7 protein-coding genes are annotated in these 14,117 nt (G+C 46.4%); 1 reads left to right on the top strand and 6 read right to left on the bottom strand.

Annotation, left to right across the window (positions count from 1 at the left end; translation table 11 throughout):
- Window positions 1-48: 48 nt before the first annotated feature.
- From BUA40_RS00145 to BUA40_RS00130, 4 genes are all read right to left on the bottom strand, one after another.
- Entirely contained in the window at window positions 49-804 is a 756-nt protein-coding gene (locus BUA40_RS00145) for an energy transducer TonB (protein WP_255369129.1), read from the bottom strand.
- Complete coding sequence (locus BUA40_RS00140; RefSeq protein ID WP_072797081.1) at window positions 805-1,215, bottom strand: ExbD/TolR family protein; 411 nt, start codon at window positions 1,213-1,215, stop codon at window positions 805-807.
- Between the two features lie 8 nt (window positions 1,216-1,223).
- Complete coding sequence (locus tag BUA40_RS00135) at window positions 1,224-1,916, bottom strand: MotA/TolQ/ExbB proton channel family protein (protein WP_143149635.1); 693 nt, start codon at window positions 1,914-1,916, stop codon at window positions 1,224-1,226.
- A gap of 183 nt (window positions 1,917-2,099) precedes the next feature.
- Window positions 2,100-5,501: an InlB B-repeat-containing protein gene (locus BUA40_RS00130; protein ID WP_072797077.1), complete on the bottom strand. Its 3,402-nt coding sequence runs from the start codon at window positions 5,499-5,501 to the stop codon at window positions 2,100-2,102.
- A 174-nt stretch (window positions 5,502-5,675) separates the two neighbouring features.
- Here BUA40_RS00130 and rhuM point away from each other — a divergent pair, with 174 nt between their 5' ends.
- Window positions 5,676-7,073, top strand: coding sequence for a RhuM family protein (gene rhuM / locus BUA40_RS00125; protein WP_072797075.1), 1,398 nt, complete (start codon window positions 5,676-5,678; stop codon window positions 7,071-7,073).
- Between the two features lie 13 nt (window positions 7,074-7,086).
- On the opposite strand, the gene BUA40_RS00120 is transcribed toward rhuM, so the two are convergent.
- Window positions 7,087-12,792, bottom strand: a complete 5,706-nt coding sequence (locus tag BUA40_RS00120; protein ID WP_072797073.1) for a glycoside hydrolase family 9 protein — start codon at window positions 12,790-12,792, stop codon at window positions 7,087-7,089.
- A gap of 126 nt (window positions 12,793-12,918) precedes the next feature.
- Window positions 12,919-14,115, bottom strand: a complete 1,197-nt coding sequence (locus BUA40_RS00115; RefSeq protein ID WP_072797071.1) for an FISUMP domain-containing protein — start codon at window positions 14,113-14,115, stop codon at window positions 12,919-12,921.
- Between the last annotated feature and the right edge of the window lie 2 nt (window positions 14,116-14,117).

Here is a 14,117-nt window from a genome sequence, read left to right as displayed (position 1 = left end):
GTTTATTCAATATAATACAATTTTTCGCTACCCCAGACCACAGCACCGTTAATTTGGCGTGAAATTGAAGTGCAACACCAGCGACGGAGCTCTAAAGTTAGGCGGGAGCTCAGGCACCTTCGAAATTTGCACCGCACGCACAGACAAGTGGTCCCAGGTCTTGTTGCCGGAACTGCGCTTGAGGGTAATCGCCGTAATGCCGCCAAAACGGTCCACCGTAAACTGCACTGTCGTCTTTACGTCGCGACGCACGTTCAGGTTCGAGGGCGGATTAAAATTGCTCATAATAATTTGTTTTAAACGTTCCAGATAAACTTGCATCAGCGGGTCCATATCCACGGAACCCACCGGGTTCAAGCTGGGCGCTTCAACAGCAGTCGGCAAATCCAAATCGTCAACTTCAAAGTCATCCTGCGGTTCCGGCTCAGGTTCCGGTTCCGGCTTCGGTTCTTCCACCGGCTCCGGTTCGGGCGGTTTATCCTCCACCTTGGGCTCAGGCGGCAACTGCTGGTCAACCTTCGGTTTAGGTTCCGGCTTGGGCTTGGGTTCCAGCGGTTTCGGTTCGGGCGGTTTGGGTTCCATCGGCTTGGGGCGCGGCGGCTGCGGACGCGGCTGAACAGCCTGTTGGACCTGCACCATTTCGAACACAGGAATGGGTTCGGGTTCGTGCTTGAAATTCACAAAATGGAACGCAATGCAAATGCCCGCAATGAGCAAATGGAAAACCACCGCACACACGATGATTTTCACCATCATTCCGTCATCGTTAGACGAAAAATATTGGATGTTTCTCTCTGCGCTCACCTATTTCTTCCCTGGTCTTTCCTTGGGATTCATCGTCAAGAAACCGAGTTTTGTCACTCCGAGCTTTTGCACCTGAGTCACCACCTTCATCACCAGGCCGTAGTTCACAGACTCGTCGGCATTGATGACCACCGCCATCTCGCCATTCCAGAGCGACTTGAACACGTTGTTGAAACTCGCGAAATCCACCATCATGTCGGCGATATAGAGTTCCTCGTTTTTAGTGATCGAGACCTTCAAAAGCTTTTCTTGTTCCATGGTCGGTGCTTCTGCCTTAGGCAGGTCCACCTTGACACCCTGGCTCATGAGAGGCGCAGAAATGATGAACACGATAAGGATGGCGAACACGATATCGATCATGTTCGTCAGGTTCATCTCCTGCTTAAGTTCTTTTCCGCGACTGCGCTTCACTATGCCTCCTAGCCGGCCACTTCTTCAAGGGCGAGCAAGTCACCGCGCTTAAAGAGACTGAGCACCTGGGAGCCAAAGTTGAAGTACGAAATTTCGTTCTGACCGTTGCGGGCAGTGAAGTAGTTATAGCCGGCAGATGCGGGAATTGCAACCACAAGGCCTGCAACCGTAGTAATCAAAGCCATAGCGATACCCGGAGCAACCACAGTCAGGTCTGCCGAACCATGCTGACCGATCTGGAAGAAGGCCACCATGATTCCCCACACCGTACCCAAAAGTCCGAAGAACGGAGAGAGGTTGGAGCATGTGGCCAAGAAGCCCAAGTAGCGGTCTTCGGTCAGGCGCAGGCCTTCGATCGAACGCTGGATGGTATCTTCCAGAAGCGATGCACGGTGCTGGATAGAGTCGTAACTCACAAAGTTACTGAACTTGGAAGCTTCCTTCAGCACTTCAGAAGTGAGGCTCTTCAGTGCGCTGTCGTCTTCGTTTTCGCAAAGGCTCTGCAGTTCCACGAACTGACGTACATTCACGAACTTGCGGAAGAACACCACGTTCGCACGCTGATTCTTCATGTTCACGATGTACTTTACGATGATAATGCCCCACGAACCGAGCGACATGACCGCCAAAATGCCCAAAATTACAATCGTCGCAATGTCGGACTGCGTAAGCATCTGGAGTAAAGGTACCGAATTGTTCAAAATCACCTCCCGTTAGCCGGAAAAAGACTCGTATCTTGTTGTTTGACAACAATATAGCAAACACCGGCCACAAAATTTTTGTGACTTTGGTAAAATTTGCAACAATATCGTAAGAAATAAAAGTTTACAAAATTGAGGCTTTTGCAGAAAAGCCCCAAAACATACGTTAAGGGGCAATTAGGCTTACTTCAGCGACACGATCTTGCTCATGCCATTCATGCGGACAATGTAGCTACCAGGGGTCTGTAAGGTAATGCTTGTCGTTGCATCGGCTAGCGACTTAGCCGTAACTAGGTGACCAAGGCTATCAAATATGCGAACAACGCCACCCTGCGCGTTTGTCAACGTGAGAGTCATACCGTTTACCGCGAGGTTGAACGTAGGCCGTACAGCATTCCAGACAACATCCGTTCCCTTCGAAGACGAAGACGCATCCTGTTTTGCAGAGGAACTACTATTCTCCTTCGACGAGGAAGATGATTCAGACTTTGCAGAAGACGAAGTCTCGGCCTTGCTCGAAGAGGACTCATCAGAAGAACTAGATGCAATCACAGAACTGCTACTCGGCATCTGTGACGAACTCGATGCAACGCTTGAGGAACTTTCAACGACAATACTTGCAAAATGCGCATAGTAGTTTATATCTGAAGAAACTGCCGCAACAAGAGGTGTCCATCCATCAAAGACATAATCGGCATTGCCACTAGACGGTTTCTGTCCCCTGTATTCAGGTATTTTCCCGTAAGCGAGATTTTCCATCTGTAAAACTTCCGATCCGTTCATAAAAGATATCTTGTATAAAATCGGCTCATATTTTGCATTTAGTACGGACAAACCATTTGGAATAATTTTTGTACCTGTAGTACCCACAAACTGGTCACCATTGTACCATCCAATAAACTCGTAGCCTGTTTTAGAAAGCGCACTCGGCAACGAAATTTCTGTAGTCTTGTCATAAATAGCATAACTTGTGCGAATATCGCCATCTTGATTGAATACCAAAATTTCGGGAGGCGATTTTTTTGACACGTAGAAGGCATACACAGAGAACTCATTAAGGATTACAGTATTTTCATCTATAATATCATTTCCCACAGCCCAATAGCCGAATTTCAAGTCTTCATCGGCATCGCTTGGATTCGGCGATTCAGGCATATGGATAATTTTTCCAGTATAATCCGTAAAGCTTTCACCGACTATGTAATCTTTGACATTTATCACCTTGGACGAATCCCTGAATGTAATTTTTCGTATTGCACGATTATCCAAATCTGCGTGAATCGGATAATTTTCACCACGCTGACTCCAATAACCATTATTCTTGATTTTGCCGTTACATGTATTCAAACGCCACGCAAATTCCTCAGTTTGCATTTCAGCTGCCGATACGCCAAATCCAAGCGAATCATCCTCTACCAATAAAGCATCTTTATCAAAGAAAGAACACATCGCGACGGTGTCCTTGTCAGCACGCCGTGTAGAGCCTGCTGTCAGTCGACCGTTATTGACAATGGAATCAGACAACGAAATACTACCTGCCATGGCTCTTGCCGAAGTCGTAGTCCCAAACAAAGGATAAACATGTCCTACACCGCCATCCACCGCGACAGTTCCTTTATTGATGTTTCCTCCCATTTTAAAACGTGATGACGAAATCACACTTACCGTTATGCCGGCAACATAACACTTTGCAGCAGTTGAACTCGTTGCATGCGCGACCACACGTCCTTCATTCAACGAAAGCAGCGTACTTGCAGTCCCACCAATTCCGCCAGCGCAAATCTGACCACCTTTAGCATTTGCCGTAATTGTTCCTTTATTAATACACCTTTCTGCATGACCGCCATAACCAGCAATACCGCCTACATGCGGAGAAGCAATCGATGTGGTTATGTTTCCATAATTTCTACAATTTTTTGCTGTTCCATAATTACCTATTATGCCCCCAACATTTGCTATTGAAGAAGAATCCGTAGACTCAACTAAAATTTCTCCATAGTTTTCACAATTTGTAGCAACGGCATTAGAACCACCTGTTGCACCAAGAATACCGCCAACGTCAGATTCGTCGCCCGCAGTAATTTTCCCTCTATTGGCGGAATTTTTAACATTAACTGTAGGAGCATTCTTATTTATGCAAGAGATAAAACCCGCCGTATAGCTCCCGAGTCCAGAAATATTGCCATCATTTATGCTATGGTCAATAGTAACTTTTCCGTATGTAACCCCAACAAAACCGCCTACTTTGGGGCCAACAATGTTTCCCGTATTTCGGCTATAATCAATGTAAGTTAAATGGCTCGATACATAACCAACAAAGCCCCCTACATATTCCTTCCCGCTCACTTTACCTGCATTTTCAGAAGCAGTAATGCTCTGCTTTGTGTAAAAGGCGCCTCCCACAAATCCACCGGAACTGTGAGGCGAATAAACATAACCTTTATTTATGCAATACTCAAAAGAAACCTCAATCGTATCAGAATCCTTATCTAAACGGGACTGGCCGACAAATCCCCCCGCATAAGCCAACGATGACGCAGTCATCTTAACAGTTCCTTCGTTCGTAGATTTTGAAAACGACAGGTTTCCTTCATTTTTGCCCACAAAACCAGCAACATTATTAGATGCTCCCAAAATATTCCCCCGATTTAGACACCCAACAAAATCAGCAGCGGCCCTAACAGTCACTCGTGTCACATACCCACCCAAGATATAAGGATAACTGCCCAACTTCATATTAATATCGTTGGTATCGTTTTCAAAATAGGCATACGCGGAGTCGATTCCGATAAATCCCCCCACATACCCCCTTACGTCAGTGCTATCCACACTTCCTGAAACACGACTATTCAAAATCCTTACGGAATCCAACACCAGCGCAGCGACACCACCAGCAACTTGTTTTGTAGAATATACAATATATTCGTTATATTTTTTTGCTTTTCCTACAAAGTAAACATCGCCCCTAAAGCCGTCAATATAAGCCTTGCTCTTGATAATGGCGGCAAGACCTCCTGCATATGTGGTATCCGAAACAGTTCCCGCAACAGAAACATTAATAACGGAATCTCCAGAGAACATACTAGACAGTAGGCCTGCTCTAGATGTTACTCCAAAATAACTTTGAACCAATGCATTTTGAAGATTTAGATTTTTAATAACCGCGCCAGGTCCAATAAACCCGAAGAAACCTGCATACTTTGCATTTGAATAAACTCCCGAAATCGTATGCCCATCACCGTCAAACACACCCTTGTAACTAACACTATCTGCATCTCCAATCGGCGTCCATTTGACTGAATTCGCCCCCACAGCAGTGTCCACAATGGCAATATCTCTTTTCAAGACTGCGTTATAACCGGTATTACCCTTATTTATCTGCGTCGCAAACCACGCTAGGTTTTCGGCTGACTCGATTTCATAGAATGTCTTGCCATCTTTTTCGATAATCGAGGGCTTTTTTACACCACCATCCCAATCTGCATATAGCATGGTTGGTAAAGAAAGCCCTGCCAGCAGGCAGAGGATGATTGCCTTGAAAGTCGAGAAACGACTCGGACGGGAGGGGCAGATCTGGGCGGTCATAGGCGGCTCCTTGGAAAGATTATTCCTAAATATATATTATCGCAGTCGGCTTTGCAAAGAAAACGATACATTTTACGAGTTTTAGCGTGTTTCCAGCCAGAAATCCCCATCTATTGACAGCATCCCACTTTTTGCGTATATTTATAGTGAACAAATGTATAAACAGGGTGTTTTATGCAGAACGAAAACGTGATTTTGCCGTTACAGTCCGATTTTGACCAAATCAAAAGAACTGATGCCGACGGGCGCATTTTCTGGAGCGCGAGGGAACTATCTTCCGCCCTGGGCTATAGCACCTACCAAAAATTCAGCCGTATTCTGGATAAATCGACGACGTCGGCACAGGCAAAAGGCATGAACTTGGAAAACCATTTTAACCGGGTGGTTGAAATGGTCAAGCTCGGGTCTGGGGCTTTCCGCGAGGTGGAAAACGTCCATCTTTCCCGCGAAGCATGTCTTTTAGTCGCTGGAAATGCCGACCGCAAAAAGCCTCAAGTGCAAGTTGCCTTGGCCTATTTTTCTCAGGGCGAAAAACCGCTCCCAACCGCCGCAAACGCCGATTTTTCAAGCATTCTGCTATATAAGACGAGTCAAGGGGAATCGCGTATCGAGGTGATTTTCAACAGCGACACATTCTGGATGCCTCAAAAACGCATGGCGGAATTGTATGGGGTTGATGTAAGAACCGTAAACTACCATCTTAAAGAAATTTATGAATCGGGAGAACTTACCGAAACGGCAACTATCCGAAAAATTGGGATAGTTCAAAACGAAGGTGAACGTGAGGTAACCCGCCCGCAAATGCTGTATAATCTCGACGCCATTATCGCCGTCGGCTACCGAGTGAACAGTTACCAGGCGACCCAGTTCCGCATCTGGGCAACAACGGTGCTGAAAGAAATGATCGTGAAGGGGTTCGTGCTTGACGACGAACGCCTCAAGCAGGGGACGCACTTTGGTAAGGATTACTTCGACGACTTGCTGGAACGGATTCGTGAAATCCGGGCGTCGGAACGCAGGTACTACCAAAAGATTACCGACATCTATGCGGAATGCAGCGCCGACTACGACCCCAAAGCCGAAACGACGCAGCAGTTCTTCAAGATTGTCCAGAACATGATGCACTGGGCGGTCACACACCAGACTGCCGCCGAAATCATCTACTCCAGGGCAGATGCCGAAAGGCCGCACATGGGTTTAACCACGTGGAAAAGGGCGCCCGACGGACGCGTGCAAAGATCCGATACGATTGTCGCAAAGAACTATCTCTCCGACAAGGAGGTCACTGCTCTGAATCGAATCTCGACCGCATTCCTGGACTTAGCCGAAAGCCAGGCAGAACGCCACATCATCATGAGCATGAGTGACTGGCGGCAGCAACTGGAGGAATTTCTCGGACTTTACAAGTACGACATTCTCCAGAACGCCGGAACCGTATCCGCAGAAGACGCAAAGCAAAAAGCCTTTGCGGAATATGACAAGTTCAAACTTGTTCAGGATCGCGAATTTCTTTCTGATTTCGACAAAGTGGTCAAGAAACTTGAAATAGAAAAGCCCCAAAACAAACGTTAAGGGGCAATTAGGCTTACTTCAGCGTCACACTCTTGCTTATCCCGTTCACTCGGACAATGTAACTGCCGGGAGTCTGCAAGGTAATGCTTGTCGTTGCATCGGCTAGCGACCTAGCCGTAACCAGGTGACCAAGGCTATCGAATATGCGAACAACGCCACCCTGCGTGTTTGTCAGCGTGAGAGTCATACCGTTTACCGCGAGGTTGAACGTAGGCCGTACAGCATTCCTGACAAAACCCGTTCCCTTCGAGGACGAGGACGAACCTTGCTTTGCAGAAGAACTGCTCGATTTCGCCTGAGAACTGCTGGACTGAGCCACAGACGAGCTGGACTTCACTGAAGAGCTAGAAGGAGCGACAGAGCTGCTCGACTTCACCTGAGAACTACTGGACTGAGCCACAGACGAGCTGGACTTCACTGAAGAACTAGAAGGTGCGACAGAGCTGCTCGATTTCGCCTGAGAACTGCTGGACGGAGCCACAGACGACGAAGACTTCGCTTGGCTCGAAGACGACACAACCGAGCTGCTTGAAGAACTTCCCGTGTAAACAGGGATTTCAGCAAATGTTGGAGTTTCACCTGTTGCAAGCGCTTCCAAAGCACCCACAAGGTAAGCAAGAGGAGCATTCCAGTTGATAGCCACTTCATTAGTCGCATAGCTACAGCTATTGTCATAATAAGCCGTCGCCGGATAAGTCCTGGAATAACTACAGCTAGAGCCAACATCGCTATTGTCCTTATTCTGCGGACCACCCACCAGCATACCGGGCACAGGAGCCTTGATTCTGTCAGCCTGGGAAATTCTGTGGTGCGGATTTTGTGGAGAATTAGAACCGAATCCGGTGACAAAGCTCATACCAAGCGGGTTTTCGCCCAATAGATAGTCCACCACATTAACAGCAGCATTGTAATACCTTTCATCTTCTGTCATATAGTATGCATGAAGCAGCCACACGCCCTGATTGGCAGCGACGGCGTTCGAGCCCCACACATAATCATCCGAAGTCATAGGAACCATAAAGCCCTTACTTGCATTTTCAACAAGTTTGTCCGCTGTAGCAATCAATTTTTCGTAAGCACTTGCACCATACTTGTCCTTATAAACGGACTTGTCGTAATTGGCGAGACCATAGACATTCTGCCATGAAGGAACATCTCCCGAAACCCCAACCGTTTTGTAATCAGGATTTCCTGTCACAACATAAAGTTCCGTCGAAGCAAATTGATATTCGTCAGAAGCGTCCGCATCTTCGTAAGCACCCGTTTCCACTCCTATGGGATTCGCATAATAAAGCGCTTCCGGGTTGAATCCGGCCCAAGCATACGCCCTTTCCGCAGCAGACAGACATTTTTCTGCAAACACTGCATCAAACTTTTTGTAAACGCGATAAGCCTTCGCCATGACCGCTGCAAAATCGTAAGTAGCAGTTACACTCTTACCTATTGCATACCGCTTACCCGTATCATCAACCGGCATAACCGTCTTGGGGAACGCAAGTCCCGAAACCTTATGATAAACGCCTCCATCAGGAGCCTGCATCGTGAGCATCCAATCCAAATTGTACTTTATTTCAGCAAGCAAATCGGGCAGATTTCCTTCTTCCGGAATATTCCACTTGAGAGACTTGAAGTAGTTGGGATAATGTTCGTACAAAGCGAGCAACGTGTAAGTGGTTATACCCGAATTGACGATATACTTTCCATAATCGCCGGCATCGTACCATCCCTTGCCACTGTTAAACACGCGATCATCCCCTGTAGAAGTATGCGCACGGACAGCCGTATCCAAGTGGCCCGCACTACGCTTGTAGACTCCCGCATACACCGAATCCAAATCCATGGACGCTCGTTGATAGTAGAAGAATTTGAGAGACGCCTTTAATATATCCTCATAAGGGGCATCAGTCACAACAAGATCCTTATAGATGGTATCCGCGCCCTGCCGCACAATATAAGAACCAACCTTGTCTAAACCAGTAAATTCTACGGGACGCACTCGAACACCACCCGCCGCAAAGAAGGAAGATTCACCAGGAATAGCGGAATAAGCAACCTTGCCATCCTGATCTAAAAACTGAACCACATTATCGTTTCCAAATCGCAGGAGGAATTCCTTGAAGCCATTTTTCCTATAAGCAACCTGGTTCGCATAAACCTCTCCCGGGCACTGAATTTCACGTTCTTCAACCTTGACATTTCGAATGGCAAATCCGCCATAACGCGCACCACCATTGATATAGAAGGTGGCCGAAGTGGTGGAGCCGCAATAATCATAAGTATCCGATTCAAAATCTCCATCCAAAGAGAAAAGGTGTTCAAAGTATACCGTATTCGGCGTCGTTGACTGCATAACGCCCACATAGACAGAGTCCCATGTTGCATCATCAAAAAGATACCCGTTCCCGACAATCTTATAGGAATGTCCCTTCGTCAAGGTTATTGTATGACGAGCTTGCAATGCATAGGCCTTATTGCTTTCATAAGAAGACCAGAACTTGAGCACCTCATAGCCGTCGTCATCTATTTCAAACTCCACTGCACCCGCCGTTCCCGCATTAACGGTCCAGCAGTTGCTTAAATAATTATATGTATGTCCGCCATCAGAAAAGTTTCCACAACCTTCCAACGCATCCCCCACCCAGTCAGGGTCATGAATTACTTCCGCATAATTAAAGCTAGAGGAGCTACTCTTTGCACTAGAACTGGAAACAGCTGAAACAGAACTGGAACTTACGTAATAGGCGAAGCTATAAGGTTCTGCGTTCGGATCTGTAAAGTAAGCCATATAGCGAACATCTCGTGTTGCAGGGGCAACAACCGGATTCCAGCCAGCAAACTCGTAATCCTTGCTTACGGGAGTTTCTCCCTTATATACGGGAAGTTCACCATAGGAAACGGAATCGTTCTGCAAAACATCCAATCCGTTCATAAAATCGATGGCATAGCGACTGTACTCAAATTTTGCAACAAGAACCACCGGAGTCGAAAACGAGCGACTTTTCCCTATCGTTCCCACAGCGGTTTCACCATCATACCAACCTAAAAGCTTGCGTCCCGGAGCATCGTCCGAGGGCATTGTGATCGAGGTACTCTTGCCCGAAAGAACATACCTTAAAACCGTATCGCCTTCTACAACGAATTGGACTAGCCCAGGTTCTGAGGATATCTCCGAGAACACAGCGTAAAGCGAATCATCGCCCGTCATGACGTCATCCGTCTTAAAGGCTTTCCCTTTAGATACCCAATAATCAAATTTCAATTCGTCATCAACAACGGTCGGATCCGGTTCACTTATGGGACTTGCCAAATGGCCTGTATAATCCGTGTAGGATGTACCGATATAATAAGTCTTTACGCGAATAGTTTTCGAGGAATCCAGAAAAGACACCTTATATATGGGACGATTCTTGTCATCTGCAAAGACCGGGTAGCCGGAACCATTCCAGCTCCAAAATTTCTGATTCAAAGTTTTTCCGTTACAGGTATTCAAAAGCCATGCAAAATCCAAGTTTTGCATTTCCGATGTGGTTTTGGTGTTTGTGCCCATGGAATCAATTCCAAGGCGACTTCTATCCATGTACGAGCATGTATTGACCGACGCTCCCGCCACATTCTTGCCACTAGCCATGATGGAATCCGCAGTGCTGTACGCTCCCGCAAAATATGCATTTTTTCTTGAATCACGATACAAGGCAGCAACATTAGAATCGTTACTGGCCCAACGAACAATCACATTGCCCCTATTGATGTTAGCGCCCGCCACCAACGTGTATTGAGATATTCCCGCCGCAAGGGCACTGTACGACTCTTTTCCAACAATTTCTATACGTCCCTCGTTGATGCAGTAATCAACGGTATCCGGAAAATAGCCAACAATGCCACTAGCAAAATAATGTTTTCCGGAGGTATCTGCCGAAGGCTGGACGTAAATATTTCCGTAATTATTGCTTCGATTCACGCTCCAAGTCCTGTAGCCAACTAAACCGCCAAAATAACCCGTCTTAGTCGCCAAGCCGGACTCGTCAATATAGTCGATATTGCCATGGTTTTCCGAATCAAGAATTTTCGTATAATACCCATAACCAACAATACCGCCATAATAGCCATTCCCGCTACAATAAGCGCCCGCTGGCGACGTATAGATAAAAATGTCGCCATAATTTTTCACATTGGTCATAACCGTAGACGAATCGGAATTATACGACAGGATTCCACCGATGTCGCATCCCCCCTTTGTCACAAGTGACAAATGCCCGCGATTCACCACATTCGTCAATTGATGGACATAGTTACCATGATCGGACTCGCTTATGTTAAATATTTTGCCAACAATACCGCCCACATTTGTCATACCCGTAAGATTGCCTTCGTTTACCGCATTCTTCAGGTTCAAAACAGAGGTATAACTATTGCTATAGGAATAGCTTCCTCCCCTAAACACACCAACGATTCCTGCGACTAAGCCACCAACAATATCTACCTTGTTGACAACACCATCAATAGTGAATCTTCCTGTGGCATTTGTTACAAACCCACTATTGGTCTGAATAGACGAAAGAATGCCGGAACCAATTTGCCCTTCGTTTACGCAATCCTTAATAAGATAAACTCCCACAGAATCCGTCTTTCCAATAAAGCCCGCACTACGTCCTGCATAGACATTCCCCTTATTCACACTCCTCGTTATAGAAACATTATTTCTGCCCCAGCCAACAAAGCCTCCGCCAACCCCCGAATTTTTTTTATTTTTAGACACTTTGCCTTCGTTTACGCAATTGTCTATTTCCAGAACACCCTCGTTCACGGCAACAAAGCCGCCCACAACAAGTCCTTCTTTGGACTCATACCCCGAAACCACATATCCCCTATTTACAGAATTCTTTATGGAGGTCAAGGAACTATTCTTCGCTATACCATAAATAAATCCTCCAGACGACCCTGCGGAATCAGTCAACACATCGCCATTGTTCACGCAACTATCAATGGATACCTTACCATAAACCATTCCAATAAAGCCACCATTGTCGCGTCCACTCACGCTACCGTCGTTTACAGAGTTCTTAATTGTCGTTGATGAACCCTGTGCGGCAATTCCTATAAGACCGCCAGCAGAGTAAGCTCCCTCAATGGTGCCATTGTTACGCACATTGCCAATATAAGATGTACCAAGAATAGCACCAGCGATACCCGCCGCATAATTAGTATCTCTTACAAAGCCGTTGAATTCACAATTCAAAAGAGAATCACCTGCAAAGCGGGCCACAATTCCACCAGAAAAGGAGGTACTGCTGCCCATAGTGGAGCTTGTGATGGAAACATTTTCCAGGGTCAAATTTTTGATGACACTCCCCTTTGCCACCGCACCGAAAAGCCCTGCATAGAGTTGGCTTTCAGCAATGTATATGCCAGAAATCTTGTGACCATCGCCGTCAAAAACACCTGCATATTTGGAATCCGCTGTTCCTATGGGAATCCACTCCGTAGTCAAAGCAGAAACAGGAGTTTCCCAAATGACAATATCGTCCTTGAGGATTGCGTTGTATTCCACGTTGCCCTTGTTCACCTGCATCGCAAACCAGGCTAAATGCTCCGGAGAAGAAAGCTCGTAAAAAGTCTTGCCGTCTATATCGCGAGACGTAGGCTTAAGCAAGTCGCCTTCCCAGTTGGCAAAAACCAGGGGGCATACGAATAAAAGGGCTGCAATTAGTTTTTTGAGCATAGAGTCCTCGTTGTGCTATCGAGATAAATATAGCTTAAAACGGCTAGAAAGTAAAGAAAAAAAAACAATTACGTAAGGAATGTGAGCTAGAGCAAATAATCAAGGTAGTTTACGGTTCTACAGCAATCAGTCACCAAAAGTAGCGGACTTTATACAACGAACAGACATTCCGCCGGAATTCTTGCCACCGGCAAAAAATCCTTCATCCTTGACGTAGTTAATGTTAATCTTGATGGATTCCGTGGTAGAGCCTCCGTTGGACGAGCCCGTCCAAAAGCTAGCCTCCATTTGGATACCACCAAATTTTCCATCATCAGTCATAAAACCTCCAGGAAGGGCCTTGAAACCAAAGGAATCCAAGCCATTTCCCCTGTAATATTCCGAAGAAAACCAACCGGAACTGGACTTCAGATGCAGACCGGCGTTTTTGACGCTCGGGAAAGTTCCGCTTTTATCCAAGGTGTTCCCAGAAACATTTTGCATCAAATTAACCCATTCAAAATAAATTGGCAGATGCCAGCCCGTGGGGCATGCCTTCATTGCATTTTCCCATGTATACAGGCGACCATACCTCGTACAATTTTCAGGATCCCTGTCATAGCACACACCCTTGATTTCGTCACCTGAATAATTCAGGTTTTCGGCCATCCACACATCGCCGCCAATTTTCACAGTCTTATAGAATTTGCCATCACGAGTATCAATGAGGTCGTCCTTTCCCGGCTGATCGAAAAAGGAGTCGGAACTGTCGGAACCTGTTTCGTTGCTTGAGGAGCTTTTTACAACCTCGCTACTGGAGGAAATAGTAACAGATTCGCTACAGGAAGAAATCACCGCAGGCTCGCTGCTGGAGGAAACTATCTCAGATTCGCTACTGGAGGAAACAGTAACAGATTCACTACTGGAAGAAATTACCACAGGCTCGCTGCTGGAGGAAACTATCTCAGATTCGCTACTGGAAGAAATAGAAACCAGATTACTGCTTGAGGAGAGTTTTTCCACTGTTTTGGAAGAACTGGATATCGATTCGTCGCTAGAGGAGATTGCGATTGCAGCGCTACTACTGGAAGCTATTACTCCATCTAGATCATCCTCGGCAATCCACCTGTCAGAAACGCAAATGAAATCCTTGCCTTCATCCACGACAAAAATCACTTCCCCCTTACGGTCTTTGACGCATTTGCCCAATTCAAAGATGGAGCCAACCTCTTCCAGTTTTTTTGACGAAGGCCCCGGTTCGCTGGAATTAGCAGAAGAATCATCGCCACAAGCCCAAAAAGCCGATGCAACAAGTAGAGCAGGGAAAATAAAGTGTTTCTTCATCT

It is taken from the genome of Fibrobacter sp. UWT2, assembly GCF_900142545.1.
Taxonomy (GTDB): domain Bacteria; phylum Fibrobacterota; class Fibrobacteria; order Fibrobacterales; family Fibrobacteraceae; genus Fibrobacter.
Note: the sequence above shows the minus strand (reverse complement) of the source record. Positions and strands in the feature narration are given on the sequence as shown.

Bases quoted from the DNA above. Each gene is read 5' to 3' on its own strand.
- BUA40_RS00130 (WP_072797077.1), bottom strand. From the start codon at position 5,501: ATGACCGCCCAGATCTGCCCCTCCCGTCCGAGTCGTTTCTCGACTTTC.
- rhuM (WP_072797075.1), top strand. From the start codon at position 5,676: ATGCAGAACGAAAACGTGATTTTGCCGTTACAGTCCGATTTTGACCAA.
- BUA40_RS00120 (WP_072797073.1), bottom strand. From the start codon at position 12,792: ATGCTCAAAAAACTAATTGCAGCCCTTTTATTCGTATGCCCCCTGGTT.
- BUA40_RS00115 (WP_072797071.1), bottom strand. From the start codon at position 14,115: ATGAAGAAACACTTTATTTTCCCTGCTCTACTTGTTGCATCGGCTTTT.